Origin of the sequence: Stenotrophomonas sp. SY1 (assembly GCF_021202945.1) — a bacterium.
GTDB lineage: Bacteria > Pseudomonadota > Gammaproteobacteria > Xanthomonadales > Xanthomonadaceae > Stenotrophomonas.
In genome coordinates this window covers 1,003,314-1,028,853 of sequence record NZ_JAJOYR010000002.1, presented here as the reverse complement: position 1 = coordinate 1,028,853, position 25,540 = coordinate 1,003,314, and the positions used below count along the sequence as shown (strand labels likewise).

General features: G+C 59.5%; 19 protein-coding genes, 1 pseudogene and 1 riboswitch. Of the genes and pseudogenes, 10 read left to right on the top strand and 10 right to left on the bottom strand.

Going from position 1 to position 25,540, the window contains the following annotated elements; all coding sequences use genetic code 11:
- The first annotated feature begins 106 nt into the window (after positions 1 to 106).
- Positions 107 to 1,147 carry a phosphoadenosine phosphosulfate reductase family protein gene (locus LR961_RS16110; RefSeq protein WP_232150951.1) on the top strand — a complete coding sequence of 347 codons (1,041 nt, stop codon included), beginning with the start codon at positions 107 to 109 and terminating at the stop codon, positions 1,145 to 1,147.
- Between the two features lie 458 nt (positions 1,148 to 1,605).
- Here the strand turns inward: LR961_RS16110 and LR961_RS16105 are convergent, their stop codons facing one another.
- Positions 1,606 to 4,200 carry a DEAD/DEAH box helicase gene (locus LR961_RS16105; protein WP_232150950.1) on the bottom strand — a complete coding sequence of 865 codons (2,595 nt, stop codon included), beginning with the start codon at positions 4,198 to 4,200 and terminating at the stop codon, positions 1,606 to 1,608.
- Positions 4,201 to 4,337: 137 nt separating this feature from the next.
- Positions 4,338 to 5,279 carry an HNH endonuclease signature motif containing protein gene (locus LR961_RS16100; RefSeq protein WP_232150949.1) on the bottom strand — a complete coding sequence of 314 codons (942 nt, stop codon included), beginning with the start codon at positions 5,277 to 5,279 and terminating at the stop codon, positions 4,338 to 4,340.
- A gap of 191 nt (positions 5,280 to 5,470) precedes the next feature.
- Here LR961_RS16100 and LR961_RS16095 point away from each other — a divergent pair, with 191 nt between their 5' ends.
- The 3 genes from LR961_RS16095 to LR961_RS16085 all read left to right on the top strand — a co-directional run bounded on the left by LR961_RS16095 (position 5,471) and on the right by LR961_RS16085 (position 8,250).
- Complete coding sequence (locus LR961_RS16095; protein WP_232150948.1) at positions 5,471 to 5,857, top strand: hypothetical protein; 387 nt, start codon at positions 5,471 to 5,473, stop codon at positions 5,855 to 5,857.
- Positions 5,858 to 6,539: 682 nt separating this feature from the next.
- Positions 6,540 to 7,754 carry a PAAR domain-containing protein gene (locus LR961_RS16090; protein WP_232150947.1) on the top strand — a complete coding sequence of 405 codons (1,215 nt, stop codon included), beginning with the start codon at positions 6,540 to 6,542 and terminating at the stop codon, positions 7,752 to 7,754.
- A 1-nt stretch (position 7,755) separates the two neighbouring features.
- Positions 7,756 to 8,250: a hypothetical protein gene (locus tag LR961_RS16085; protein ID WP_232150946.1), complete on the top strand. Its 495-nt coding sequence runs from the start codon at positions 7,756 to 7,758 to the stop codon at positions 8,248 to 8,250.
- A gap of 115 nt (positions 8,251 to 8,365) precedes the next feature.
- Here the strand turns inward: LR961_RS16085 and LR961_RS16080 are convergent, their stop codons facing one another.
- The 4 genes from LR961_RS16080 to LR961_RS16065 form a co-directional block, all read right to left on the bottom strand.
- Positions 8,366 to 9,061 carry a transposase gene (locus LR961_RS16080; RefSeq protein WP_232150945.1) on the bottom strand — a complete coding sequence of 232 codons (696 nt, stop codon included), beginning with the start codon at positions 9,059 to 9,061 and terminating at the stop codon, positions 8,366 to 8,368.
- A 65-nt stretch (positions 9,062 to 9,126) separates the two neighbouring features.
- Positions 9,127 to 9,720, bottom strand: a complete 594-nt coding sequence (gene pnuC, locus LR961_RS16075; RefSeq protein ID WP_232150944.1) for a nicotinamide riboside transporter PnuC — start codon at positions 9,718 to 9,720, stop codon at positions 9,127 to 9,129.
- On the bottom strand, positions 9,717 to 11,888 hold the full coding sequence (locus LR961_RS16070) for a TonB-dependent siderophore receptor (RefSeq protein ID WP_232151174.1): 2,172 nt from the start codon (positions 11,886 to 11,888) through the stop codon (positions 9,717 to 9,719). The genes pnuC and LR961_RS16070 overlap by 4 nt, the downstream gene beginning before the upstream one ends.
- Positions 11,889 to 11,956: 68 nt before the next feature.
- Positions 11,957 to 12,052: riboswitch (TPP riboswitch) on the bottom strand.
- Between the two features lie 55 nt (positions 12,053 to 12,107).
- Positions 12,108 to 13,244, bottom strand: a complete 1,137-nt coding sequence (locus LR961_RS16065) for a phosphotransferase (protein WP_232150943.1) — start codon at positions 13,242 to 13,244, stop codon at positions 12,108 to 12,110.
- Between the two features lie 423 nt (positions 13,245 to 13,667).
- Between LR961_RS16065 and LR961_RS16060 the strand changes: the two genes are divergently transcribed.
- From LR961_RS16060 to LR961_RS16040, 5 genes are all read left to right on the top strand, one after another.
- Entirely contained in the window at positions 13,668 to 14,627 is a 960-nt protein-coding gene (locus LR961_RS16060; protein WP_232150942.1) for a hypothetical protein, read from the top strand.
- Between the two features lie 52 nt (positions 14,628 to 14,679).
- Positions 14,680 to 15,774, top strand: a complete 1,095-nt coding sequence (locus LR961_RS16055; protein WP_232150941.1) for a crosslink repair DNA glycosylase YcaQ family protein — start codon at positions 14,680 to 14,682, stop codon at positions 15,772 to 15,774.
- Between the two features lie 120 nt (positions 15,775 to 15,894).
- Complete coding sequence (locus tag LR961_RS16050; protein WP_232150940.1) at positions 15,895 to 17,820, top strand: S9 family peptidase; 1,926 nt, start codon at positions 15,895 to 15,897, stop codon at positions 17,818 to 17,820.
- Positions 17,817 to 18,644 (top strand): hypothetical protein, encoded by an 828-nt coding sequence (locus LR961_RS16045; protein ID WP_232150939.1) that lies wholly within the window; start codon positions 17,817 to 17,819, stop codon positions 18,642 to 18,644. The genes LR961_RS16050 and LR961_RS16045 overlap by 4 nt, the downstream gene beginning before the upstream one ends.
- A gap of 268 nt (positions 18,645 to 18,912) precedes the next feature.
- Positions 18,913 to 19,095: a hypothetical protein gene (locus LR961_RS16040; protein ID WP_232150938.1), complete on the top strand. Its 183-nt coding sequence runs from the start codon at positions 18,913 to 18,915 to the stop codon at positions 19,093 to 19,095.
- 153 nt (positions 19,096 to 19,248) lie between these two features.
- On the opposite strand, the gene LR961_RS16035 is transcribed toward LR961_RS16040, so the two are convergent.
- Positions 19,249 to 19,467 (bottom strand): hypothetical protein, encoded by a 219-nt coding sequence (locus LR961_RS16035; protein WP_232150937.1) that lies wholly within the window; start codon positions 19,465 to 19,467, stop codon positions 19,249 to 19,251.
- A gap of 82 nt (positions 19,468 to 19,549) precedes the next feature.
- Positions 19,550 to 19,795 (bottom strand): annotated as a pseudogene (locus tag LR961_RS16030) (BON domain-containing protein); the annotation flags it as partial.
- A 396-nt stretch (positions 19,796 to 20,191) separates the two neighbouring features.
- Here LR961_RS16030 and LR961_RS16025 point away from each other — a divergent pair.
- Complete coding sequence (locus LR961_RS16025; protein ID WP_232151189.1) at positions 20,192 to 20,380, top strand: hypothetical protein; 189 nt, start codon at positions 20,192 to 20,194, stop codon at positions 20,378 to 20,380.
- A gap of 358 nt (positions 20,381 to 20,738) precedes the next feature.
- Here the strand turns inward: LR961_RS16025 and LR961_RS16020 are convergent, their stop codons facing one another.
- Together LR961_RS16020 and LR961_RS16015 are read right to left on the bottom strand one after the other, a co-directional pair.
- Positions 20,739 to 22,373 (bottom strand): alkaline phosphatase D family protein, encoded by a 1,635-nt coding sequence (locus LR961_RS16020; RefSeq protein WP_232150936.1) that lies wholly within the window; start codon positions 22,371 to 22,373, stop codon positions 20,739 to 20,741.
- 125 nt (positions 22,374 to 22,498) lie between these two features.
- Entirely contained in the window at positions 22,499 to 25,513 is a 3,015-nt protein-coding gene (locus LR961_RS16015) for a TonB-dependent receptor (RefSeq protein WP_232150935.1), read from the bottom strand.
- Between the last annotated feature and the right edge of the window lie 27 nt (positions 25,514 to 25,540).

Sequence of the window (25,540 nt, the reverse complement as noted above, 5' to 3'; positions counted from 1 at the left end):
CGACATCTTGAGCTTGTAGATGGGCAAATTAATGTGATAGCTCGGCGATTCCTTCCTGATCTAGTCAAAAAAGTTAAGTTGAGAATGTCCGATCCGGAGAGGGCTAGTGATCAGTAACGCGATTTCAAGGTGTGCGATAGAGATCAAGAAAAATAGAGATCGATCATGGATAATTGGATATTCGGGGGGGAAGGATTCGACAGCTGCCTTGAAGGTATTTCTCGCGGCATCTAGGGAGTCTGGTTGCGAAGATGATTGTATTACGGTTATTTATTGTGATACCGGGGTTGAGAATCCGGAGCTCGATTTCTTTGCAAAGCGAACACTGGAAGGAATGCAGAGGGAGCTTCCTGTAATCTTTCCAAATTTGCGAATCGAAATTCTCAAGGCTCCGCTGAAAGAGGGATTCTTTGCTAGGGTAGTTGGTCGTGGATATGCACCTCCAACTAATCGATTCCGCTGGTGCACGAAAGGTCTTAGGGTGCTTCCAGTTCAGCGCTTTATTAAGGCATCGCCAGGTGACGCTGCGGTAGTCCTTGGTCTACGCTATGGCGAAAGTCGCCAGCGAGACAGATCTTTGGCGAAGGGAGGAGGTGAGGAGGCTATATGGCAGGTTCAACGCGAAGGTGCTCAGCGTGATCTCCTCCTGCCGGTGCTGGATTTCAATCTTGAAATGGTCTGGGCTGCGGCACAACTCATTGATCTTCCTTCATCGATTGACTCAATCGCGTTAGAGGAGCTCTATAGGGGCGCGACCGAAGAATGTCCAATGGTCAAGTCGCCACTCGCTCCCCCGTGCGCGTCTGGAAGATTCGGGTGTTGGACCTGTACCGTTGTTAGGCGGGATAAATCGACCGAAAATATGGTCAAGAACGGAAAGGCCTGGTTACAGCCATATCTAGATTTCAGAGACTGGTTGCAGCTATTTAGAGCGCAAGCAAGTTTTCGCTGGCCGGTCAGGAGAAACGGTGCCGTCGGCCTCGGTCCATTCACTGTGGAGGGACGGAAGATAATATTCAAGGAGATTCAATTGCTGGAGGAGGCGGTTGGCAGGGAGTTGCTGTCTCATGCTGAGATCGCGTTAATAAAGGACTTGTGGAGGCAGGATGCTGAACCAGAAGAGAGGCTGAGGCTTCGCGGAAAATAGATACAGAAATTCTGGTGAGGTCGATCCCCCCCCCCCCCCACCCACCTCCACTTTCCGAGTAGTGGTCGGCCTTGCAGTTTTATTCTGATCCTGTATTTCTTCGTCGCTAGCTGAACGGCGCACTGGAAATACGTGATCCAGTGGCGTGCTCTTTGGGGCGTTCTTCGCTCTAATTACGTCGCCAGTTTTCGTTGTTGGTACGGGCATGAGGCAATGTTGGAGAGGTGTCACAGCTATCGACGCGGCATACAGAATCTGCACGTTCTCAGCAATCTCGGAGAAATACGCGAACGGCAAGGGCAGAGGCTGGCGGATTATAATGCCAAGATGCTCGCGACAGCCTCGGCGGGCTGATGCCCGCCAAGTGTGCCGGTACCGCGAACCGGAAATTTCTGTTTCAGCCTAGCATTGGACTACGGGGAGTCAATATGGTCCTATTAATCAAGTTTGGTGATTATCTAGGAGCCTGTGAAGGTGAATCTGTCGGCAGCGCAGCTTGCTGTTCTGTCGCGTCTGATCGACGGCGCATCAAGTCCCGACATTCTGAGTTTTGATATTGCTTCCGCGCGCCAGGCAATGTCGCCAGGGGAGGAAAAGGTCTTTCGAATCTCCCTAATGGTTGAAAGTGCCTGTGTGGCCCATTGACGAAAATCATCGAGGGGCCATAGGAACACCTCTTTTAGATGCGGTTCCGCCCCGATGGACGCTCTTGAGGTGGGTGACACCAATATTGGGTAGATAAGCGAGCTTTTAATGTTATCAACATTCAATCTCATCCAGCGCGGGTGATCTGCAGCCTGTCTCGCCTTTTCAACGCTCAGTTGCGAATCTGGTTTTGCCCCTGCGTGGTCTTCAAAGACGAAGCAAATTTCTCCAACTTTCCACCAAGGATCTGGGGAGCCATCAGCCTCTCGCTTGTTGGAATTGAAACCGAGAAACTCCCCGAGGTGAACGTGCGCTGTTTCAAATAGATCTATGCTGTTTATACCTTCCAGAATGAACTTTTCCTGGGCAGCATACCTTCTGTCGTGAGTGGTTCCGTACCTCTCGAAAACGTTCTCAATGTTCTCAATCTGCTCCATTCGAATGATGTCTTCTGGATCAGGATTCTTGTCAGATGCGCTGTCCTTCTCTGTCGCGAGTCGAACTAGCCAAAGTAGCCCTACTGCTGCATTCTTGGCATCTGTAAAGTATTTGTCTGAACGTTCATTCGTTGCGAGCTGGCCGTTCAGGTAGGCTTGGTTCGCCGCGGAACCCGCAAGATAGTTCCAAAGTGCCCTATATCCCCTGAGGTGCTCGCCACCGACCAGACCTAGTACGCGTGATGCCGCATCCATTGCATCAACGAAATCGCCCTGCCAAATGCTTTTTTGGAAATCAATTTCATGGGGTACGGCTGACTCAAGTGCCGTGATCGCAGGGAAGTTATCTTGAGTGTAGCTGTCTCTCAGATCCAATATGTCTTGGTTTGCAGACTCCCATTCCTCATCGTTCGCCAGAAAGATATTCAAATTATCCAGGAAGTCTTTGGGCTTGGCGGCCATGGATTGCTCTATGCCAAACTGGAGCTCTGCTTGGATCTCAGGGTGTAGATATGATCGGCGTTTTTTGTCAGTAAGGTAATCCTGAAGGTCCAGGCCGTTGACAATAACTGCGGAATAATCCTCGAGTGACCTTGTGCATCGTCCAATGGCTTGAAGGACACGCGTTTGTACTCTTTCGTTGAATAGAACATTGGCGGCCATGCGGGACATCAAAAACTTTTCCTGCATGTTCGTTGCGGTGGGAAGGCCCTCCACAAACGTGACACGACATTCGTCCCCTGGAAAGTCAATTCCGTCATATCGATTTGCAACGATTGCCACAGCATGATTTTCTTTCAGGAATGGATCTTTTGTGACTTCGATATCGACCGCATCCAAAGTGCGAAAGCTAATTTTGCTTTCAATTTCAGTTCGGATGCTTTCTCCGTTTGTTGTGCTAGGTACTAGCACGAGGCTTCTGCCAGCTCTCTGCATCATGCTCAAACGAAGATTGCTTGCTTCTTTGTCATCAAGGCTCATGCCAGGAAATAGGAACAGTCTGCGACCAACCCCTTGTTTGTCCCATCCTGTTGGTGTCGATATGCGATGAATTTTCTTTCGTCCAAATAGGCGCTCTAGATCACCGCCTTTTCCAAGCGTCGCAGACATGTAGATTCGTTGGCGAGCATTGGTGAATGCTTCGTGAGTCCATGTGGGTGGTATCAATGGTCGAATCAGTATTTCGCTTTCGTTTAAATATAGATGGCATGCATGGAGGTTACTTCGAATGAGGGACCATGGGTATCGAATGCTTTTTACGGTTGTTGCGTGCTCGTCAATTATTGAGCGAATCTCGTTTATAGATTTTATAAAAGAAGGGGTGGGAACTTTGTCGATCCATCCATTATTTTCGTCCCTACTTGATCGAAGTTTGTAGTTGCTGGCATCGTCGAGATGCGGTTTTAGTGCGCTGACAATGGAGTTGAAACAAGCCGTGTGATCGTGATCAACTTTTAATAGTGAGACGGACCACATGCTTGCAATATAGTTTTCCGCAGCATGTGAGTCATCAATGATGATTACATCCGCATCGCAGAAGAATGGATTAGTGTTGAACAGGCTGCTGTAGTTGGTAATGGCAATCTTTTCTGCGGTTTTGTACTCGGAGCGACTGGAGGGTGAATAGTCGGATTTTGCTCCCGTGAAACCATTTGCCTGAATACCGTATCGCGACTCGCATTGAGTTACCACTTGATTGACAAGCTGCTTTGTTGGGGTTAAGTAGACAACACGTTCTCCCTTCTTTCTGCGAATCCATTCGGCTATTAGTGCTCCAACTAGCGTCTTTCCGCTCCCGGTTGGTAACTGTAGCGCGACGTCAGACTTCTCAGTTGACGTCTCATAATAAGCCCTCATTACTTCAGACTGATGCGTGAGTACACCCGGGATCTTTCGTCTAGGTAAGTCGAATATTAGATTTTCAGGGCTGCTGGTTGCCTGAGGAATCTTTGTTACGCGCTTGAATGCCATGGGATTTCCTTGTCCTCTTTCTATGGATGCCAAATTTTGGCCAGACTACGTCGTAGAGATGCAATGGTGATCTTGGTTGTGTGATTTTTCTCAATATTGCCGCCGCGCAAGATTTTCGGGATGCTGAGGTTGGTTCGCTAAGCAATCTTTGCGCCGAAGATCGCACGGTGGTGACCAAGAAAGAACTTTTGTTCGGGTCTGAACTGATCAGTCTTCTTGTGCGGATTAATGCCCCAGCGCTCCAGGACCTCAGGGGAAAGTGAGCGGTGAAAATGCATGCGTCCGTTGTCTTCAAATGTCATAAGGTGGTCGTCGAACAAAGTGTCCACATGCGGTGACAGCAAAATGCCGTTGTGACCATCGAGGCGTTCGATGTTGCTAGACGCACGCCACGGCTTGATATGACTCGCAATGAGTACCCGGCTATCTTCCACGCCTGTTACGCGGCAAGCGGACTCCAAAAGCATCACACGCTTTCGGTACAAGCCTTGGCCAACGCGTGCTTTGGCCAGGTGCAGGCGCTGTGTCTCAGGGACGTTTGGATCACGCTCGATCACGTGCAAATCTTCTAGGAGCTCTGGTGCGGGCACATGCTCGCTTACGAGATGATGGAGCCAAGGCTTCGGATCGATCTTAAGAAGCGCGAGGAGAAGATGGCCCAACGCATCGCTGATCGCGGCCAGGTAGCAGCCTTGGTTGCCATGCCCTGTGGCTTTCTGGATTGGGGAATGCTTGTCTGGTAACAGTGGAGCTATTTGCTGCAGGTGATCGACAGGACGCAAGGGCTGAGCCACTTGCTCGAAGTACACGTCAACTAGCCAGCCATCGTCGGACCAGTTGTCGCCTACGTTGCCAAACTCTTCGGGTTTTGGTCCCGGTACCGCGGCAGCAGTGACCGTACCGACATACGCGATATGCCCGAAGCCGTAGGAAAGCACGATATCGCCAGCCTTCACGTGGCGCATGTTCTCGTAGCTCTGATTGAAAGCGCCATTCGCGTTACGGTACGGAGACCACAGATAGCCTCCGCGAACCTCATGAGCACGCGTTTGCTTGTGATTGACCCACCAGAAGCTCATCGATATCGCTCCGTGCGAAGGATGCAGCTCGCCGTTTGGATAGCGGTAGAAATCGCTTTCGCCATTCAGACTTTCCCCCTTTCGAGGGATGGTAGGCGAGCTGACTGGAATCTTCCATCTCAATGCGTGGGACGCGTCCAGGTCAGGCTCGCTGCTGGTTGGTTCTCGTGGCTGATGGGATGAGAGAAAGCGTGAGTTACTCGGTGCTGGAGTACATGTATCGCGATGCAGGGAATTGGAAGACCCATGGCGTCGCTTTGCTGTTGGGCAATGTCGGGGCGTTGGAGGCGACGATTCGGTCTTGTTTAGATCCCGGGGCGCTGTTCGTGCCCGAGCAAGTGCTGCTGCCGGGGCTGCACCGCCGGCATTGGACTCAGTACGGCGACGGGCCCAACGACTTGGACCATGCATTTCATGAGTTCGTAGGATTGCGCGATGTTGGAAAGGAGGATGCTGAGTTGCATCCTCTCATTGGATCAACAATGGAAGTCGCCGCACTTTTCTTGGAAGCGCGTGGCCGATGGGACGTCCGCTGCTCGCGGTACTTGAGAGAGATATATTCCGGTTGGGTAGGTTGAGTTAGTACGGGCTCGAGGCCGGGTCACCATGTCTGCGAAAGCATCCGACGATACTCGGGTGCTTGCATCAACCCGGATGATCGTAAGAGTCAGGTCCATCTCTCGCGTTTCCGATGTTCCGTTACGGAGAGGGCCGGTTTAACGGTGTGATTGGGTACGATACGCGCCACTTGGTTTCTCCGCTCCGGATTCCGCTGCCCATGCTGGCGGCCATCCGCGTTGTTCTGCACCTGCGCCTTTCAACCTCGACCACCCCATGATCGCCACCCTTCTCGTAGGCATGCTGTGTGTCTACCTGCTGAGCTTTACGGTGATGTTCCTGCTCATCAGCCGGCGGCTGCGAGAAAACAGGGGTCAGAGTCGAGTTTCTTGGCATTGGCTTATTTGTACCGGTTAACTGGGTGAGACTCATTTCGGATAATTTTGCTGTTGTTGGTATACGGCCAGGGATAGGTCGATGTGGAAATTAACTAGAGAAGAATATGAGCCAGAGAGGTTTTCTACCCTGGCCCTTTGCTATTCACAGCGGCTTAGATATTGCTAGTCAGCTGTGCCCAGCCAGCACGGGCGACTCTCGGTGCTGTTCACGCTAAGAAATTAGGTTGAGTCTGATCGACCTATCAAGATATATCAGTAATCTAGTTACTGGCGGGAAGCCGAAAACATATGGAGTGTAAGAGATATGGCAAGGAACTGGATTGTTGTTGGCGACGCAACTACAGGCGGCGGTCGTGTGATAACCGGCTCGCCGCATACGGATATAGATGGGATCCCAGTCGCGCGGGTGAACGATAAGGTCACTTGCCCGCAGCACAAGGGCGTGTTCCCGATCATACAGGGCGATGCATCCATGATCATTGATGGCCAACCGGTGGCTATCAATGGTGGTGCAGTCGCTTGTGGGTGCCGATTGATGTCTTTTCGGCAGAATCATGTTTATGTGGATAGCGCAGGCTCGCCTGGCACGAACTCAAGCACAGCCGCTGCCTTGGGCGCACTTGCTGCGACCGCATCTGCAAATATTAATAAATCCAGCGGCGGTTATGATCAGGCGATTCGATTTGTAACAGAGTCAAATGGCAGTTTATGCAAGGTAGGTTACGCTCTGCGCTTGGCGAACGGCGAGGTGATTGAAGGTGTGACCGACGATGAGGGCTTGACGCAGCGCGTGGTGACGGCTACTCCGGTTGCCATTAAAAGCGTGGAACTAAAGCAGTTTGAGAAAAATGCGGGATGTTGCGGTGACCTAGTATCCGGTCAAGAGGATGACGTCGAAGCCGAGATATTTGATCTGGACGGAGTGATTACAACTAGTAGCTACCTTGGAACGTCGGTGGTTGTCGCGAAGGCACCTCATCATGAGCGTGATTTAACTCATGATGAAATTGAGATGGCTAGGCTGGTGTTCGCCGAATCTATTGACTATACGAGGGTTAAGGTTCATAACCATGGGTATTGGCTTTTCTTTGGGCTTCAGGACAGCGAGACCGCGGTGACCCCGAATGGTGAAATGTATTTTCCAAAAGGGGTGTATAAGGACGACTACTCCTTGGAGGACTTCAAGACTCAGGCTTGGTTTATTCATGAAATGGCCCATGTATGGCAGTATCAGCTCGGTTATCCCGTTAAGTTGGTAAGAGGGCCTAGGCCAAATATGAGTTATAAATATACTCTGGCGCCAGATAAAAAATTATGCGATTACAATATGGAGGCGCAAGGGAATATCATTGCTGACTATTTTCTATCTGAATTTCGGTTGGCGCAGGATAGCGTCTATGAAGCGCGCTATTCGTTTGACCCTTTGTTCTTAGGGATGATTCGAGCGACGCTATCTGATTTCTTGGAAGCGCCCAGTAGCGTAAGTAATTTGCCAAACACAGCAAAAAGCGGGAGGTGATATGCGTTATTTCTTGTTGATGGCGCTGTTCGCTATTTCGACGACGGCTGCATGTGGTCAACCGAAGGAGCTGTACCAGAAGGCGGTCGTTACTGGCAGCGGAGAGTCTTTGTGCGTAAAGGCCAATGACGTGCCAGAACTAAAACAGACTTCTCCCGCGGTGACCAATGTGTCGATCTACCAGAGAATCGACGGCGCTCAGCGAATCATCTGGCAGCAAAGCTACCCTCCTGGCGATGGGGAGGTTCCAACGGTGTCTTCGAAAGAGTGTATGAATGATCTGGGTGGGAGAGGTAATCCATTTCCTTCCCTGTTGCCTGGAAAGCAGTACTCGATTGACATTGCGGCTGGAATCGCAGATCGAGATGGCGATATGGTGCGCCGTTGGTATAGCGCGTATTTCTGTGTCGTGAGTAATGGGAATAGCTCTGATATTCGCCAGGTCGTGTTTGATCGTCGGCGAGAAGTATGGCGTTGGGATATTTGCGGTTTGTAGGGAGGGAGGGGGCATGGTCCAGCTTCGGAGCGGGTTCGTCCTGTCCCTCTTTGTGATTATGAAAGCGTCGGTCAGCGAGGCGATTGGCTTGAAGACAGGGGTCAGAGTCGAGTTTCTAAGTCTCTGGCCTTCGCTTCTTGGGCCGTCCACCTTTTCCCGGCGTGAGCTTGCGACCCAACTGCGCTTCGATGGTTGCGCGAAACCGGTCATTCCCCATCGGATGTTGATGCCGCAAATGATCGCTGAAACGTGCCGCATCTTCTTCGCAGGCTTGTTGAACCAAATCGCGATACGCCGGTAGCCGTTCCGTGTCTGTTATCCCTAACCGGCGATAGCAATCGTGCGGGCGAACGAGTGGATCAGCTTGGCCCAGGGCATTGCGGCGATAGCTCGACCAGCGGTAGTCGGCCGCGTGCGCAACCATTCCCGCACGAACCGGGTTGAGCTCGATGTAGCGATAGCAACGCAGTAGATGGTCGTCATCAGCGACGAGGTGCGACTTGTAACGGCCTTCCCATAGCGTGCCGGTTCGGCCGTAAGCGTCATTGATGTAGCGAACGTAACGCCGCCCAAGGGATTGCATCACCTTGCTGATGGCCCCGGTTACGCCGGGCGTGATCAATAGATGCACGTGGTTGGTCATCAGTACGTACGCGTGCACATGGCAGCGTCCTGCTAGCGTCAGTTCGCGCAGGTCTTGCAGATAGCGCACGCGATCAATGTCGCGGAAGAAACACGGCTGGCGGTCGTTGCCGCGTTGGATGACGTGCTGGGCTACGCCGGGTAGATCGATTCTGGGTTGTCGTGCCATGTCAGCCTCGCTGTCGTTGTGCAGACGAGGCTGATTTGCTCAGTGGGCAATGGCGATCCGGGGAGTCAGTGGCTTGGGGTAAGAACCCGACTCTGACCCCGGTTTTCTTCCTTCTTCCAGGCACGAAGGCCCATCGCGGCCAAGCCTACGAAGACCAGATACAAGCCCGCCGTCGCATGCAGCGACTTCACCGCATACATGCCGATGTAGACCACGTCGACCACGATCCACAGCCACCAGGCGGCGGTGTGGCGGCGTGCCTGCCACCATTGGGCGACCAGGCTGAGCGCGGCGAGCATGGCGTCCAGCCAGGGCAGGGCGGCGTTGGTCCAGCTATGCATGGCCGCACCGAGCGCGATGCCGAACGCGATGCCGATGCCCAGGTCACGCGCCAGCAGGTGATTGGCCAGCGGCACGATGATGACGCGACCATCGGGCCGGTCCTGCCGCTGCCAGTTGATCCAGCCGTACAGCAGGAAGGCGGCGAACGCGCATTGCAGCAGCGTGTCCGAGTACAGCCGCGCTTCGATAAACACGAAGGCGTACAGGCCGACCGAGATCAGCCCCACCGGCCAGGCCAGCATCCGCCGCTGCGCCATCAGCCAGACGCCGAGGATGCTGGCGCCGACTGCCGACCATTCCAGGATCGCCGGGTTCATAGCGCGACGGTGACCGACAGGCGTGCCTGACGCGGGGCGCCGGGGAACAGGTAGTAATCACCGGAGCTGCTGCCAGTGTCGCGCCAGTAGAAGCGGTTGAACACGTTGTCCACCGACAGGTTCCAGTTCACCGCGTGCTCGCGCAGCTGGTGCTGGAAGCGCAGGCCCACATCGGCGACGTTGTAGCTCGGTGCACGCACGCGGCCGTCGGCGGTGGCAACGTTGGAGGACGCATAACGCCAGCCGCCGGTGATGCCCAGGCCGGAGACGAACGGCAGTGCGTAGTCGGCATGCAGGCTGGCGCGCGTGCTCGGCACGTTGATCAGCGGATGGCCTTCGTAAGCCGGCGTGCCGGTGTTGCGTGCACGCGCGCGCAACGCACTGGCGCTGGCGGTCAGTTGCAGGCGCTCGGTGATATGGCCCTGCGCGCTCAGTTCCAGGCCGATGTGGTTCTGTTGGCCTTCCTGCACGAAGGTGTAGCCGTAGGCGCTGTCGTCGGGCTTGGCGTACTGGAATGGCTGGCTGATGCGGAACAGGGCGGCGCCCAGCGTCAGGGCATCCGATGGCGTGTACTTGGCGCCCACTTCCAGCTGGCGTGAGCGCACCGCCGGCAGGAAGGTGCCTTCATTGGTGGTCCAGAACGGCGCTTCCTGGCCGAGCGAAATGCCCTGCGCGTAGCTGGCATAGAGATTCAGTTCGTCGTTGGCGCTCCAGATCAACGCGGCCTGCGGCAGGAACCGCGACAACCGGCTGCTGCGCTCGGGATTGCCACGCTTGTCGAACGCGCGCTCGTCCAGCCGCACGAAGCGGCCGCCGGCCAGCAGCTGCCAATCGTCGGCGAAGCTCATGCGGTCGAGCAGGAACAGCGATTTCTGTGTGCTGTCCAGGCGACGCACCGAAGGGCCCGGTTGCAACGGTGACGGCGCGAACTGCGGCACGTGCTTGTCGTGGATATTGGCGGTGCCGACGTACTCGTTGACGTTGCGGCGCTTGTCGACGGTGCGGTCGAAGTAGTCCGCACCGAAGGTCAGCTGGTGCTCGACGCCGCCGGTGCTGAAGCGCCCGCGCAGCTCGGCGCGCAGCTGCTGGTTGCGGCGGGTGTCGTCCGGGCTGCGGTAGTCGTAGATGTCGTAGTCGCCATTGGGCGCGAAGTAGTTGCCCGGCACGCTGCCGTCAGCGCACTCGGCGGCGTAGTAGCAGCCGTAGGCGAAGGCGACGTTGTCGTCGATGACCGAGCGGCTGTAGCTGGCCGACACGCGCGACTGCCAGGCGCTGTTGAAGTCGAAGGTATGCAGCGCGGTGATGTTGGTGCTATCGATGCCGACCGGCTCCTGCCACGCCTGGTGGCCGAGCATCTTCTTGCGGTCAACGTTGCGCGGCAGCACGGTGGCACCCAGCAGCTGGTAGCCCGAGGCCGAGCGCTGCGCGCTGGTCTGGTAGTTGGCGTCCACTTCCAGCTTGCCGCGCTCGCCGATCAGCCAGTCGGTCGCCAGCGAATAGAAGTTGCGGCGGCCATCGGCGTTGTCGATATACGAATTGCTGTCGTCCCACGCGGCGTTGAAGCGCAGGCCGATGCGCGGGGTGACCCAGTGGCCGACGTCGATGGCGGCGTAACGGCTGCCTTCCGAATCGGTGCCGAGGGTGACGCTGCGTACTTCGGCTGGGCGCTTTCCGACGTAGTTGATGACGCCGCCCGGCGCGATTACGCCAGCGGCCAGGCCGGCTTCGCCCTTGAGGATTTCCACCTGCTGCACGTTCTCCAGCGCCAGGCGTTGTTCGCCGGCGATGGTCAGGCCGTTGAAGCGGTAGCCGGTGGCGGTATCCAGCGCGAAGCCGCGGATGGCGATGTTCTGGTAATAGCCGACCGGCGCGTAGCTGTCGCCCAGCGAAGCATCGTTGTAGGCCAGCTCGGACAGCGTGCGCACGTGACGGCTGTCGAGCACCTCGCGGTCCAGCACGGTGATCGAGGCGGGGGTGTTCTTCCAGTCACCCACGCCGAAGCTGTTGGACTGGGTGTTCTTTGCATGCGGCTGCTCGGCCTGCACGCGCACGGCGGCCAGCTCGGTGGGCGAGCGGTCGGCGGCGGCGGTTTCGGGGTTGCTGGCGTGCAGCGGCAGGGCCGCGCTCAGGGCAGCAGTCAACAGCGAGATTCGATAGCAGCGGTTCATTCGTTTCGTCATCAGCTGATGGGGGAGACGAAGCGAAGGCGCGCACGCGCAACGCCATGGCGGCGGTGTGCCTGCTGCTCAAAGCTCCCTACGCCGGTGCAAACCGGATCAGGTTCCAAGGGACTCTCTCAGCCTGCAAAAACCAGGCACCCCCGCTTCAGGCGCGTATTGGACCACAAACGGTACGGTTTTGCCCTCCGCCCGTGTTCAGGTGCCGACTCAGGCGGCGGCGTGCAGTGCGGCCAGCAGCGTCTGGCCATCGTCACTGCGGAACCATTGCGCGTGCCCGAGCAGGAAGTCGTGATAGGCCACGTCCGCGTTTGCAGTCGAGCCGGTAATGCCGTGGAAGTACTCCACTTCGGACAGCGCAAAGTCCACATGCACCAGCGGCAGCAGATCGGCCAGCAGATGCACCTGTGCGGCGGAGAGTGGGCGTATCTGTCGGTAGCCGTCGAGCAACGCCAGTGCGGTATCGATATGCACCGCATCCATGCCGCGTTCCAACTCCAGCCATGCCACCGCGTTACGTTCGATGGCGGTAGCCAGGTCAAACAAAGCGCTGGTCGGCGAGGCCAGGCCGAAGTCGAGCACGGTGGCGACCTTCATCGCATCGCCGTCGCGCCGCCACAGAAGATTGGAGACATGCCAATCGTTGTGCGCCCACAGATGCGGCTCGGTGTGCAGGCGTTCGGCCAGACCGCTGTGCAGCGGCAGCACGGCTTGCCGAAGATCCTGCTGCCACGGTTTGTGTGCCAGGTAGTCGGCCAGTGCCGGGCGCTCGGGCAGGTCGTGTTCCAGCTTTGCGATGGGGTTGGCAGCGCGGATCAGGTCATCGCGTGCGACCAGGATATGGGTGTCGCGTTGTGCTGCGGTGTAGCTTTCCGATGCCTGATGCAGCACGGCGAGCATGCTGCCGGCTTCGCGCGCCTGGATGAGGTCGGTGACCGGCGTCCAGGAAGGCGCATCGCGGTAAAGGTCCAGCCCGTCGCCCACGGCATGCAGCTCATAGGTCCAGCTGTCGTGCTCGACGGCGGTAGCACCGTCGCGATCCTGCAGTACCTGAACCACCGGCACGCCGTTGTTGGCCAAGTGACCGATGAAACGATGTTCCTCATCCAACGTGGCCGCCGTGCGGACGCTGTGATGATGACGTTTGATGAAGATCTTGCCCGAAGTGCCTTCAACGATGGCCGCAGCCGACATCGGGCGCGGGCTGTGCCAAAGCACCGTGCCGGCACCTTCCAGTTGCGTGAAGCGGTCACGCAGCCAAGCCACCTCACGCTCACTGATGGCCGGCCAGTCGGCAGGCACCTCATCGTTGTTGAGGCCTTGGACGCGGTGGTTGGAGCTGGTCATCTGGGACGGGCGAGTGATGTGGTGCTGGGGGCGACAGGGTAGCGTGTTGGCTTCGCAAAGGAAGTCGAAGCGTGTCCAGAGCCACTGGGGACAGGCGCTGAGGATGCGTCGATCAACACGCAGCGCATCAGGGGTGGTGGGGCCACATTCCTGATACGTCCCCCCGGTGTTGATGCCGGCGTGCCTTCGCACCTTATGGAAATGGACTGATTTCCGTATTCTGCGGTCTCTTCCAGATGACGCATCTGCAATGCCATAAGGCGCAGAAGACCGGGCGAGGGACAATCTGCGAACGTACGTGGGTTGTTGCTGCAGCGGGTGCGGCGGAGGAAGTGGTTCTTGCATGCGGAGGTCGCTTCCAAAACGGAAGCCACCTCCCCAGGCTGGTCTTCAAACACATCATTCGAAATGGAGTTCGTACCCATGTATTCCCGTACCTTGCTGCTGGCTGTGGCTGGCCTCACCTGCACGACCGCTTCGGCAGCAGAAGATCCCATCGCACAACCCGGCGCCGCTGCCGCCACGGTCGAGCGCCCCGCGCGCATCCGCCTGTTCGGCCAGAACGGCGTTGGGCTGACGATGTATACCAACGCACGCTGCGAGGACGAGTACGACGAGGAGATCGAGGCGTCCGGTTCGTTGTCGCACGGCTTCAAGACCCTGGTTGGCAAGAAGCGCCCCAACGAGTCCATCGGCATCCCGGAGACCGAGCACACCCGCAACCTCGCTGATCGGGACCGGTTGCTGGCCAACCCGTACTACGCCGAGCATCCGCTGGTGCCGGGGCAGCGGGTGTTGCTAGAGGCCAATATCGCCAGTGGCTCGGGCTGGAGCTGCAACCGCGGGCGCGGAATCCAGACAAGCTTCATCCCCGAGCCTGGCGTGGACTACGAAGGCGACATGATTCGCGACTTCCAGGGCGGAAGCTGCAGCATCGCGATCCGTCGTGTTTCGGCCGATGGCGGATTGACCCCGGTGCCTAGTGAGCCGCTGCCCGCCACCTGCGCCGCCGATAGTGGCGAGGTGGCGCCATTGATGGTGATGCTGTTCGAACCCGGCCGGATGCAGTACCGGTGGGCGGAACAGGGCGCCGGCATCGATGAGTTGGACAACGACGACGACAGCGTCGAGGACTTCGAGGAGATGATGGCGGAGGCCCCCATCGCAGCGGATACGGCGATCTGCATCATTGCCGATGACGCCGCCGACAGCAGCGAACTGGGCAAAGCATTGCCGGCGCAGTTGCAGGCGCGTGGGGTGACCGACCGGGTGCTGCGTTACCGCAGCAAGGCGCTGGAAACCGAATGGCAACTGACCGCCGAGCGCCCGCTGAACTTCGCGCTGGCCGAGTACTACTGCCACGCGGTTAACGGCAAGCGCTGACCCGGATTGGCCGGGGTGGGTGTGCTGTGACGGTTTTGTGCATCATTGGCCCATGACACCCACCCTCGACCAGCTCCGCCGCTACGCCATCGCCCGCACGCTGTTCAAGCCGACCACGCTGATGCAGGCGATCGGCAAGCTGGGCTTTGTCCAGGCTGACCCGATCCGTGCGCCGGCCCGTGCGCAGGATCTGACCCTGCGTCATCGCGTCACCGGCTACCGGGCCGGCGAGCTAGAGCGGCGCTATCCGAAGCTGGCGCTGGAAGAGGACTTCTTCGTCAATTACGGCTTTCTGCCGCGTGCCCACCATGCGCTGATGCATCCGCGCGAGGCGCGTTTGGTGTGGACGCCCGCACGTCTGAAACAGGCGCATGCGGTACGCGAGTTCATCGCCGAACGCGGCGCGGTGCACCCGAAGGAAGTGGATGCGCACTTTGCGCATGGCAAAACCACCAACTGGTTTGGTGGTTCATCCAAGGCCAGCACCGAACTGCTCGATGGGATGCATTACCGGGGCATGTTGCGCATCGCCCGCCGCGAAAGTGGTACGCGTGTCTATGCATTGCGTGAAGGCGACGCGACGCGGGTTGATGAAGCCATCGCCCAGGAACGCCTGGATGCGTTGTTGGACATCGTGATCCGCAAGTACGCCCCCCTGCCGGCGGCCAGTCTCGGGCAGCTGGTGGGCTACCTGCGCAGTGGCGTGCCGCAATGGCAGGGACTGCGTGCCGAGGCCCTGAAGCGCGCGCGGCAGCGATGGGCAACCGCGCGCATCGATGGCGTTGACTGGTACTGGCCCAGCGAAGAAAGCCCGGCGTCGGCACGATGGAAGCCCGACGATGCGGTACGTCTGCTGACGCCATTCGATCCGGTGGTCTGGGACCGCCGACGTTTCGAGCAGTTCTGGGGCTGGGCGTACCGGTTCGAGGCGTACACCCCGGCAGCCAAGCGCAAGCTCGGTTACTACGCGCTGCCGCTGTTGTGGCGTGAGCGGGTGATCGGCTGGGCCAACCTCAGCGTTTCCGGCGGCGAGCTGCGATCGCAGTTCGGCTATGTCGATGGCGCGGCGCCGCGTGATGCGGCGTTCCGTAGTGCACTCGAGGCGGAACTTGAGCGGATGGGGGTGTTCCTGGGATTGGGGAGCTGAGCCGCCTGGAAACTCGACTCTGACCCCGGTTTTCGCCATGCTCCGCAGGCCAGCGGGGGCTGGTATCAACAGGGGACGGGAATGTCGGTTTCGCGGGCATGGGGAATGTTGCTGTGCGGGATGTTTTCGATCGGCGCAGTGCAGGCTGGCCAAACGCTGGATCTGGCGCCATACGTCCGTCAGGACATGTACGAATGGGTGAAGATTTCGCCGGATGGGCAGTACTTCGCGGTGACCGCGCCGCTGGAGGATCGCACCGCACTGCTGATCCTGCGTCGTTCGGACCAGGCCTTCACCGCCAAGGTATCCGGCCCCGCCAACTCGGTGGTCGATGACTTCTGGTGGGCCAACAACGAGCGCGTGGTGATGTCTATGGCGCGTCGGCAGGGATCGCGCGACGAGCCCTCATCAATCGGTGAGCTGTACGCGGTCAACGTCGACGGCAAACAGAGCATGTTGCTGGCCAGCCCATATGGAACCAACGAGCGGGCCGGGATCGTTTCCGAATACAAGAACACGCTCGATCAGTCGGTCTACATGCTCGATACCTTGGACGGTGATGAGCGCAATGTCCTCGTCTCGGCTGTTCCCATTGCCAACGACCCGCACATCCGCATCGAGAAGCTGGATATCTACAACCGCAACCGCATTCGGGTCGCCGACGTGCCGGTGCGGCGGGCGAGTTTCAAGTCCGACCGGGAGGGCGAAGTGCGCTTCGCCGTCGGGGCGGACGCCGACAACCTGTCCAAGCTCTATTACCGCGAGGCGCGAGGCCAGTCGTGGCGTCTGCTCAATGATGAAAAGGTGAGCAAGCAGCGGCGCTACCCGTTGGGTTTCAGCGCTGATGGCAGGCTTGCCTACCTGCAGGTCGAGCGTGATCGCGGGCCGGACGTCATCGTTTCTTGGGATCCGGCAACCGACCAACAAGCTGAGCTGCTGCACGACGAGGTGGTCGATCCGCTGCATATCCTTTATGACATGGACGGCAAGACGCCAATCGGTGCCTCGTACATGCGGGAGAAGGTGGTCAATCGCTTCTTCGACGAGGGCGCGCGCACCGCGCGTCTCTACCGCAGTCTGGAGAAGGCCTTCAACGGCGACGCAGTGCGTATGACCTCGGCTACCCGCGATGGCCGGCAGGTGCTGCTGTACGTGTGGAGCGACCGCAACAACGGTGATTATTTCCTGTTCGACACGCAGACGCGCGAGGCCGATCGGATCTTCAGTCGACGCGAGTGGTTCGTGCCCGACCAGCGGCCGGCATCGCGCTACTTCAGTTTCCGCGCACGCGACGGAATGATGTTGCACGGTTATCTGACCGAGCCCAAGGCCGTGGCCAGTGGCCCAGGCCCTATGGTGCTGCTGCCGCACGGCGGTCCGTTCGGCGTCTTCGACGCGTGGGGTTTCGACCTGGACGCGCAATTGCTCGCCGATGCCGGTTACAGGGTTTTGCGGGTCAATTACCGGGGTTCCGGTAACTACGGTGCGGCGTATCGCGATGCCGGTGCACAGGAGTGGGGCGGCAAGATGCAGGCCGATCTGGTCGATGCGACGCACTGGGCGGTCGAGCAGGGCATCGCCGACCGTGAACGCATCTGCATCTACGGCGCCAGTTACGGGGGCTATGCGGCATTGATGGGTGCGGTGCGAGATCCGCAGCTGTATCGCTGCGCGGTGGGTTATGTTGGCGTCTACGACTTGGAATTGATGCACCGTGACGCTTCCGAGGGCAGCCGGTCGGGGCGGACATGGGCAGCCGATTGGCTGGGGGCACGCAGTACCTTGGGGGCACGTTCGCCGACCCGATTGGCGGAGCAGATCAAAGTGCCGGTGTTCCTCGCAGCGGGTGGCAAGGACGAACGCGCGCCGATCGAGCACAGCAGGAACATGGAGCGCGCATTGAAGCGTGCCGGGGTGCCGGTGGAAACGCTGTACTACCCGAACGAGGGCCACGGCTTCTACACACAGGAGCATCGTCGCGAGTACTACGCACGATTGCTTGGCTTCCTGAGCCGGCATCTCGGCGGGGCGACGGCCAGCCAATGAGCGCTGTCCGCGCAATGCGACAGGCCGCCAGGCGTATATGGGGCGGTTGCCTTGGGGTGCTGTTGTCGCTGCCGCTTGTGGCTGCGGCACAGGATAGCGCTGTAGTTCCGCAACGCATTCTCATCAACTACCAACACATGGGCTGGGACTCGATCAACGAGCGCTTCGTACTGCAACGGCATGCGGATGGCAGCGGCTACGAAATGCATGCACGTTACGAGAGCAGGACCCATGTCGCGAAGGATCTGCGACTGCATGTCGATGCCGGGACGGCACGCGCATTGGTCGATGCGCTGATCGCTCCGCCATGGCCGCGTGACAGGGGAGTACGGGCAGTGGCGTCGCGATACTCGCGCAGGCAGCTGATGCCGAAGGAATTTTGGCCTACCCGGCCGCCGTCGCCTTGCAGCGTGGAGACGCAGCGCGTGCTGGGTGGGCAGTACGTGAAGAACCGGGGAACGGTGGCCTTGGTCGATGATCTGTATGGCGAGAACGGAGGGGTGAGCTGGACTGACGACTATCCGTTCGCCGTGGTACAGCTGTTGTGGCCAGACGGCTCCGTGCAGACACTGCACTCGCGTTCGCAGAAGGCCATGATGCTGCCGTGGGTAACAGGGGTGCCCGAAGTGGAAGCGCAGGCCGCAAAAGAGAACTGGTCGGTGACGGCCAGCGACCAGCTACGTGCGTTACTGCCGTCGGACAGCTATCTGCATGCGCGCCTGGATGGACTGGAGGCCATGGCTCGCAGGATCCGCGAAAGGGTCAGTTACGCAGTCTCAAGACAGTGCGATGCGTCGATGAGCAATAGCATGAGGTCACGCTGAGGCCGCTTCCCGCTGGGTCATTGCATATGGACCGGGCATTGCATGCGTCATTCGATTATTTGCATGTCATGCCACAAAGGCGCGGAAATCCGCATTGTGCTCGGGCCCGGAAAGGTCACGGAATTCGGCTGTGCTCGGGCTTTGGTGAGTCCGGGATCGGTGGCCGAGGTCAGCTTTGTGGCGAACTGCATACACCCGGCAACGGCCTGATAACTCCGGCACGCGCAATCTGGCGTTGCGGCACGTTGCCGTGAGTTGGAGGTCGCCCATGGGCACCCAGAACCACCCGAACCAGAACAAGCAGGACCAGACGCGTCAGGGACGTCCAGGCGTGGACGACGCGCGCAAAGGCAATCCGTCGCGACAGGCGTCGCGTGGTGAGCCCAGTCATCAGAAGGACATGCAGGACCGCGACGCACCGCAGAAGGACCGCATGGACCCGAAGCATTGAGTTGACATGAACGCGGTCACGGCAAGGCTCCCGGGTAGGGAGCCTTGCCTCAGGGTTGGCAGTGGAGACGGCTTGTCAGACTGCACGAGCTGACGAGCGTCGGCCGGGACTGCGTAGCCGTTCGTCAATCGCGTGTTTGATCAATCTGAATGATCAGTCTGAAACGACCAGCGACCACACCCCGTAGCGACCGCGGAACTGATAGCGGTAGCCGTTCTTGTCGGTTTGCTCGGCGATGTTTCCCTCTTCATCGATCATCGCGCGGCGTACATCGTTGGTGCGCTGTGATTCATGCCATTCGCCTTCATCCACGGGGGTGACGGCTATGGTTTCGCGGCCGGGGCCTTCAAGAAAAAAGTGAACTGTTTCCATTGGCGGTACCTGTGCGGGCAAGAGGAGAAGCAGGCCCTTGGCGGCGGACGCCAAGGGCCTGTGATGCAGGAGTCTTCGCGGCTCAGTAGCCGCTACCGGAGCGGCCAACCACGAGGCCGCTGCTGTCCACGCGGGTGACACCCTTGATGTTCCGGGCCACGGCGATCGCGCGATCCGCTTCTGCCTGCGTATCGACACGGCCGGCGAGTGTTACCACACCGTTGCGCGTATCAACCCGCAGGTCCATGCCGGGAACATCCTTGGTGGCGAGCAGGTCGGCCTTGACCTTGGTGGTGATCCAGGCATCGCTGCCAGGCTGTGCGGACTGATCGTCGTGCCCGGCCTTGGCCGATTGCGCATCCTGTGCCGGTGGATTGCCCATGCTGGCAACCGCGACGGGGGCACATGCCGGCAGCATGAGTGCCGCGAAGATCAAGTTCCGAACGTGTAGGTATCTCATCAGCAATCCTCCATCCGAATGATGGTTGTGCAGGTTCCATGCAACGAACCTGCGCCTGCACCTTAGTCGGCAGCGGGTTAAAGCAATGCGCCTGCGATGTTAGCGATAGGGAAGCAACCGCAATTCAAGTTCCGCAACCCACGATGAAGCGGCGAATGAATGTGGGACGTGTGCACTATTTTCAGAGCCCTTCCGATGATTCATCCACAAGCCGATTACGCGCGCGTGGCTACGGTGGCGCTCATGTCAGGAAGGAGCAAGGCGATGACACGTGGTGACAAGAGTGCGTATACCGACAAGCAGAAGCGTCAGGCCGCACATATAGAGCACAGCGAGCGCGAAGAAGGTCGATCGAAGAAGGATGCGGCACGCATAGCCTGGGCGACGGTGAACAAACAGGACGGCGGCGGCAAGAAGTCAGGTTCGGGGCGCGCGCATGGGCGGCATCATTGATACGGGGGTGAGGATTGGCGTCTATTTCGCAGCGCTTTTGGTTGTACGGCTTCGGGTGCGATGTGAGGTTTGAGGTGAGGCTGCTTCGACATTGCTCTCACCCCAGCCCCGCCCTGCGCTAGCGCAAGGGCGCCCAACGGTTGCGAATCAAGGGTTCGCAGGCAGGCCGGCATCGCCCCGTGAACGGGAGAGGGGCTTTAGAGCAGAGCTTCCGCTAGCCCTTCTCCCGCTGGCGGAAGAAGGTGCCCGAAGGGCGGATGAGGGCCGGGGCGAAGCGTGCGTTGCTTCTGATCGAAAGACTTCGGATGTCTTTTGGATCTTGAAGCGACCCCACTCCAGCATCGCCCTCATTTCAACGCTATCCAGCAAACACCTTCCGCCCGTGGTCAACACTCATCCGGTGCGTTCCTGCCACCGCCGTGCCGCGCGTCTTGATGCCCTGCATGAAAACCCACTCACCGGTGATGCGCTGCGGAGTGATTTCAATCATCGCGTAGCCGCGTTGCGAGGTATCACACCAGCTCAGTTCCGGATTGCTGGCGATGAAAGCGCGGGCCACGTTGCGCGGGTCGGTTGCCAGGCTGCCCTCGATGCCACCGGACGTAACGGCCTGCACCGCGAATTCGACACCAGCGGGTTGGCCACCTTCCACCAGCGAGTACGCCCAGGCGTTGTGGCTGTCGCCGGACAGCATTACCAGGTTGGCGTCCGCATGCTGGGCAGCGCGCAACAGACGCGAGCGCGCTGCAGGATAGCCGTCCCAGCGGTCCATCCACATCGGCACACCGAGTCGTGCGGCGCGGATATTGTTCCTGAATGCCTGCTGCGTGCGCTCGCTGGCATCCGGGCGCAGCCAGCCGGCCGTTTCCTCTGGCATCACGGTGCGGCCGAGGATGGTGCCCATGCCAACCATCTGCCACCGGCTGCTGCGCGCATTGGCTTTCAAAGCGCGGTGCAGCCAGCTTTCCTGTTCCAGGCCGAGCATCGTCGCTGAAGGGTCCATCCACGGACCATCGCGGAACGCCTCCAGCGCGGAATCTGTGCCGGCAGCAAAGGCGCTGTTGATATCGGCCGGTCGGGTACGGCCGATCAACCGCGATTCGGTGCGGTACAACGTGGCCAGGGTGCCGATCGGGTAGGCCTTCCAGGGTTCGTCCGAGACCGGCATCCATTCGCGGTAGGCCTGCACGGCGGCGGCCTTGCGGACGTTCCAGTCGCCTTCGGTGTCCGGCTGGTGGTTCTGCGCGCCGCCTTCCCAGCTGTCGTTGGTGATTTCGTGGTCGTCCCACAACGCGACCATGGGTGCCATCTGGTGCAGCTTCTGCAGGTCCGGGTCGGCGCGGTAGCAGGCCAGGCGCATGCGGTAGTCGAGCAGGGACACCATTTCATGATCGTGGGCCGGCAAGACCTTGCGTTCGGTGATGCGGTCATGCGGCTTGTACGAGGCAATCCCATACTCGTAGATGTAGTCGCCCACATGCAGCCACAGATCCATGTCCTCGCGCTCGGCAGCGTGTGCGTAGGCATTGAACCAGCCGATGGGAAGATTGGAGCAGGAGAACAGGCCGAGCTTGAAGCCGGCTACTTCGCCTACCGGCAAGGTGCGTGTGCGGCCCACCGGCGAGATGCTGCCGTCGGGCGCGATGAAGCGGTACCAGTAGGTGGTGCCCGGTTGCAGTCCGTCGAGGGTGAGCTTGGCCGTCCAGTCGCGGTAGCGGCCGGTGCGCACGCTGGCACCACCAACCACGCGGCTGAACGTGTCGTCCAGTGCGATCTCGGCATGCAGGGTGACTTCTTCAACATCGCCGGGCGGCACGTAGCGTGTCCACAACAGCATCGAATCCGGACCGGGTTCGCCGCTGGCGACGTTGTGGGTGAAGCCTTTGGCGGCAAGAACCTCGGAGGCCAGCAGGCTGCCCGCCGGCAGCAGCAGTGCGCCCAGGCCAAGGCCGGCGCCGATGATCAGGCGACGGCGGTCTATGTTGAGGGTCATGGTGGAGTTTCCTGGCGAGGCGTTGTGAGGAGATGGGAGGCGAGCGCCTAGCTTGAAGCTTGCCCTCACCCCAACCCCTCTTCCGCTTGCGGGAGAGGGGCTATGGGCTGCTGCGGGTTTCGGGCTCAGAAACGGCCGCGGATGCCGAAGTTCCACATCGAGCCGTAGACCGTGTACATCTGCACGCGGCTGGGGATGTTGGAGTAGATGACTTCCGGCGCGTTGAAGATGTTGCGGCCGGCCAGCATCACGTCGATGTTGTCGGTGAGCTTGTAGCTGGCGCTGATGTTCCACAGCTCACGCGAGTCGCGGTACAGGATGCCGTTGTTGGCCGTGGTCTCGGTGTTGCTCAGCGCGCTGATGCGATGGCTGGACTGGTAGTTGCCGTTGATCTGGAAATCAAAGCACCCGTAGTTGTAGCGGATGCCCCAGTTGGCCGCTTCCTTGGGAATGTTCTGGCGCGGACCATCCGGGTTCACATGGGTCAGTGAGCCGTACAGGCTCAGGCCCTTGAATGCGCCCGGCAGGAAGGTCAGCTGCTGGTTGTACTCCAGCACCACGCCTTCATTGGTGCTGGTGCCCGGCAGGTTCTGCGCACTGCGGAAGGTGTAGCCCTCGTAGTCGCCGGGATTGAAGCCGACTTCTTCCGGGTCAACGCTGACGCCGGTGACCTGCATGTCGGTCATGTCCAGCTTGTAGTACGACAGGCCGAGCATGCCTGACGGTTCCAGGTAGTACTGCAGGCTGGCGTAGTACTTGGTGGAACGCTCCGGCTTGAGCTGGGCGTTGGGCACGGTGACGATCATCGTGTCCTCGTTCACCGACACCACGCCGCCGAGATTGCCGTAGTCCGGGCGCAGGATCGATTCGCTGAAGGACAGCTGCCCGACCAGCTTGTCGGTGAAGTCGTACTTCATGCCACCGCTGAGGAAGAAGTCGTCGTACTCGCCCTTGCGGGTGGTGTAGCGGCCGTTGTTGTACTGGTACATCAGGCCTTCGACGGTGTTCGGGTCCAACCCGGCCTCCTTGACCTCGCTGGCCGGGCGCACGTCGGCCACGCGCGCGGCGGTGCGGGTCTTCTCGTAGCGCAGGCCCAGGTCGAAGCGTGCGTCACCGATGCGGGTTTCGGCCTCGATGTAGGCCGCGTCCACTTCTTCCTGGATGCGCTTGTTGTTGTCCAGTTGGCGCTTGAGGTTGCCGACCACATCCGGCACGAAGTACTCGGGGTGCTCCTTGTAGATGTCGTACATGGCGTAGTTGTTGTCGGCACGCCAGCCTTGGTCGTTCATGTTGCCGGCACCGGTGCCGATGATCTCGAAGTCGTAATCGCCGGTCCACGGCACCGAGGCCGATGGATCTGTCTGGCTGCCGTTCGGGCCAACGTACTTGTACTGCTGCCACGAGCCTTCGTTGGTGCGCCAGTCATTGCGACGGGTGCCGGCACCGCCCATCAGCGTGATCGGGTTGTCGTTCCAGATCAGGTGCTTCTTCAGGTCCAGGTTGACGCCGTACTGATCGTTGAGCGCGTCGGACTCGGCGGTGCGCACGTTGTAGCCGATGGCCGCATCACGGTTGAAGTTGGACGGGTCATCCCATGGGCGGCCGGCGGTCTGTTCCAGATCCCAGGCATGCGAGCTTTCCGATGGGCGGTCCAGGTTGAAGCCGATGCCGGTCAGCCAGCTGTCGGAGCGCTGGAAGAAGCCCTTGCTCTTGTCGCGGAAGTTGAATTCGGCTGCGGAGTAGCTGCCGCGCAGCACGGCCTCCCAGCTTTCACCCTTGTATTCGAGCTTGGGCGCGATGAGGTAGGCCGGCGTGCCCGCATAACGGTGCGAGTACTGGGTGTGCAGGCGGGTGTTGGTGCCGTTGGGCTTGACCACGATGTGGTCGGGCGTGGAGCCAGGCGCGGCTTCCGATTTGGTCGGGGTACCGAAGATCAGATACGTGTACTGGTTGAAATACTCCACGTCGTACATGGAGTAGGTGCTGCGCAGCGAGGCGACCAGGTTGTCTGTGATCTGGTAGTCCAGGCTCAGGTTGGCCGCGGTGCGGCTGGTCATCTTCGGTCCCGGGCGCCACATCACGCGGTAGGGCATCGCGCTGCCGTCGGGCTTGTAGGCGTAGTCGGTCTGGATGCGGTCCTGCTGCACGTAGTTGGCGTTGTAGCTGGCGTTGAACTCCACGCCGAAGCGTCCGTCCATGAACACATCGCCGAAGCCGAACTGGCCGGACGGGTAGATCGTCGCGTGCTTCTTGTCATCCGGGAAATACTTGCGCGACCACGTCGAATCCGACGTGCCCACCGCGCCAAGCTGGAACACCAGGTCGCGCTTGCTGCGCTGGAAGGCGTATTTGCTGCGCAGGTTGATGTTGCCACCGGGTGAGTCGGCATCCATCGCAGCGGTGAGCGTGTGGTTCAACTCGATCGACTCGATGCCGGTGATGGACATCTGCTCGAACGAGTTCTGGCGGCCGGAGTTGTTGTTCGACGTGGCCGTGGCCATGCGCGCGCCGTCGGTGGTGAAGGTGGAATACTTGGGGTCAAGTCCGTCGATGCGCACGGCGGTTGCGTCCACTTCGGTGTAATCCAGCGACAGGCCCGGCATCGACTTCATGAACTCGCCGACGTCGCCCATGGTCAGCGCGCCGTAGTTGTCGGCGGCCACCACGTTCTTGGCGTTCATCGCCGCGCGGCGTTCCATGATGGCGCTGGCCTGGCCATCGCGCGATGCGGTGACCTGGATCATGTCCAGGTCGGTGGTTTCGCCGCCGCCGGCGGCATACGACGGTGCCTTCAGCGACACGTCCAGCGTGGCGGTCTTGCCGGCGTCGATACGCACCGTGCTGCGTGATTCCTGCAGGCCGGTGTACTTCACCACCACCGTGACATCACCGGCCGCAATGCCGGTGAGCTGGAAGTGGCCACCCTCCTGGGTGTAGCTGACATTGCGGCTGCCTTCGATGCGAACTTCGGCATTGCGCAGGTAGTCGCCAGTGGCGGTGTTGAGCACGCGGCCGCGCAGGTTGCCGGTGCCGATGTTCTGCACGCTGGCGGTGTCCGCCTGCTGGGCGCGCACGTCGGGCGAAACGCTGAGCGCAACCATGATGGCGCTGACAAGCGCCGTTGTTCTGAGTTCGAGCATGGATCTGTTCCGGAGAAGTGTGGGAGT

Excerpts from the sequence above, each read along its gene's own strand:
- LR961_RS16105 (WP_232150950.1), bottom strand. The coding sequence starts at position 4,200 with ATGGCATTCAAGCGCGTAACAAAGATTCCTCAGGCAACCAGCAGCCCT.
- LR961_RS16100 (WP_232150949.1), bottom strand. The coding sequence starts at position 5,279 with ATGAGCTTCTGGTGGGTCAATCACAAGCAAACGCGTGCTCATGAGGTT.
- LR961_RS16090 (WP_232150947.1), top strand. The coding sequence starts at position 6,540 with ATGGCAAGGAACTGGATTGTTGTTGGCGACGCAACTACAGGCGGCGGT.
- LR961_RS16085 (WP_232150946.1), top strand. The coding sequence starts at position 7,756 with ATGCGTTATTTCTTGTTGATGGCGCTGTTCGCTATTTCGACGACGGCT.
- LR961_RS16080 (WP_232150945.1), bottom strand. The coding sequence starts at position 9,061 with ATGGCACGACAACCCAGAATCGATCTACCCGGCGTAGCCCAGCACGTC.
- pnuC (WP_232150944.1), bottom strand. The coding sequence starts at position 9,720 with ATGAACCCGGCGATCCTGGAATGGTCGGCAGTCGGCGCCAGCATCCTC.
- LR961_RS16070 (WP_232151174.1), bottom strand. The coding sequence starts at position 11,888 with ATGAACCGCTGCTATCGAATCTCGCTGTTGACTGCTGCCCTGAGCGCG.
- LR961_RS16065 (WP_232150943.1), bottom strand. The coding sequence starts at position 13,244 with ATGACCAGCTCCAACCACCGCGTCCAAGGCCTCAACAACGATGAGGTG.
- LR961_RS16060 (WP_232150942.1), top strand. The coding sequence starts at position 13,668 with ATGTATTCCCGTACCTTGCTGCTGGCTGTGGCTGGCCTCACCTGCACG.
- LR961_RS16055 (WP_232150941.1), top strand. The coding sequence starts at position 14,680 with ATGACACCCACCCTCGACCAGCTCCGCCGCTACGCCATCGCCCGCACG.
- LR961_RS16050 (WP_232150940.1), top strand. The coding sequence starts at position 15,895 with ATGTTTTCGATCGGCGCAGTGCAGGCTGGCCAAACGCTGGATCTGGCG.
- LR961_RS16045 (WP_232150939.1), top strand. The coding sequence starts at position 17,817 with ATGAGCGCTGTCCGCGCAATGCGACAGGCCGCCAGGCGTATATGGGGC.
- LR961_RS16040 (WP_232150938.1), top strand. The coding sequence starts at position 18,913 with ATGGGCACCCAGAACCACCCGAACCAGAACAAGCAGGACCAGACGCGT.
- LR961_RS16035 (WP_232150937.1), bottom strand. The coding sequence starts at position 19,467 with ATGGAAACAGTTCACTTTTTTCTTGAAGGCCCCGGCCGCGAAACCATA.
- LR961_RS16025 (WP_232151189.1), top strand. The coding sequence starts at position 20,192 with ATGACACGTGGTGACAAGAGTGCGTATACCGACAAGCAGAAGCGTCAG.
- LR961_RS16020 (WP_232150936.1), bottom strand. The coding sequence starts at position 22,373 with ATGACCCTCAACATAGACCGCCGTCGCCTGATCATCGGCGCCGGCCTT.
- LR961_RS16015 (WP_232150935.1), bottom strand. The coding sequence starts at position 25,513 with ATGCTCGAACTCAGAACAACGGCGCTTGTCAGCGCCATCATGGTTGCG.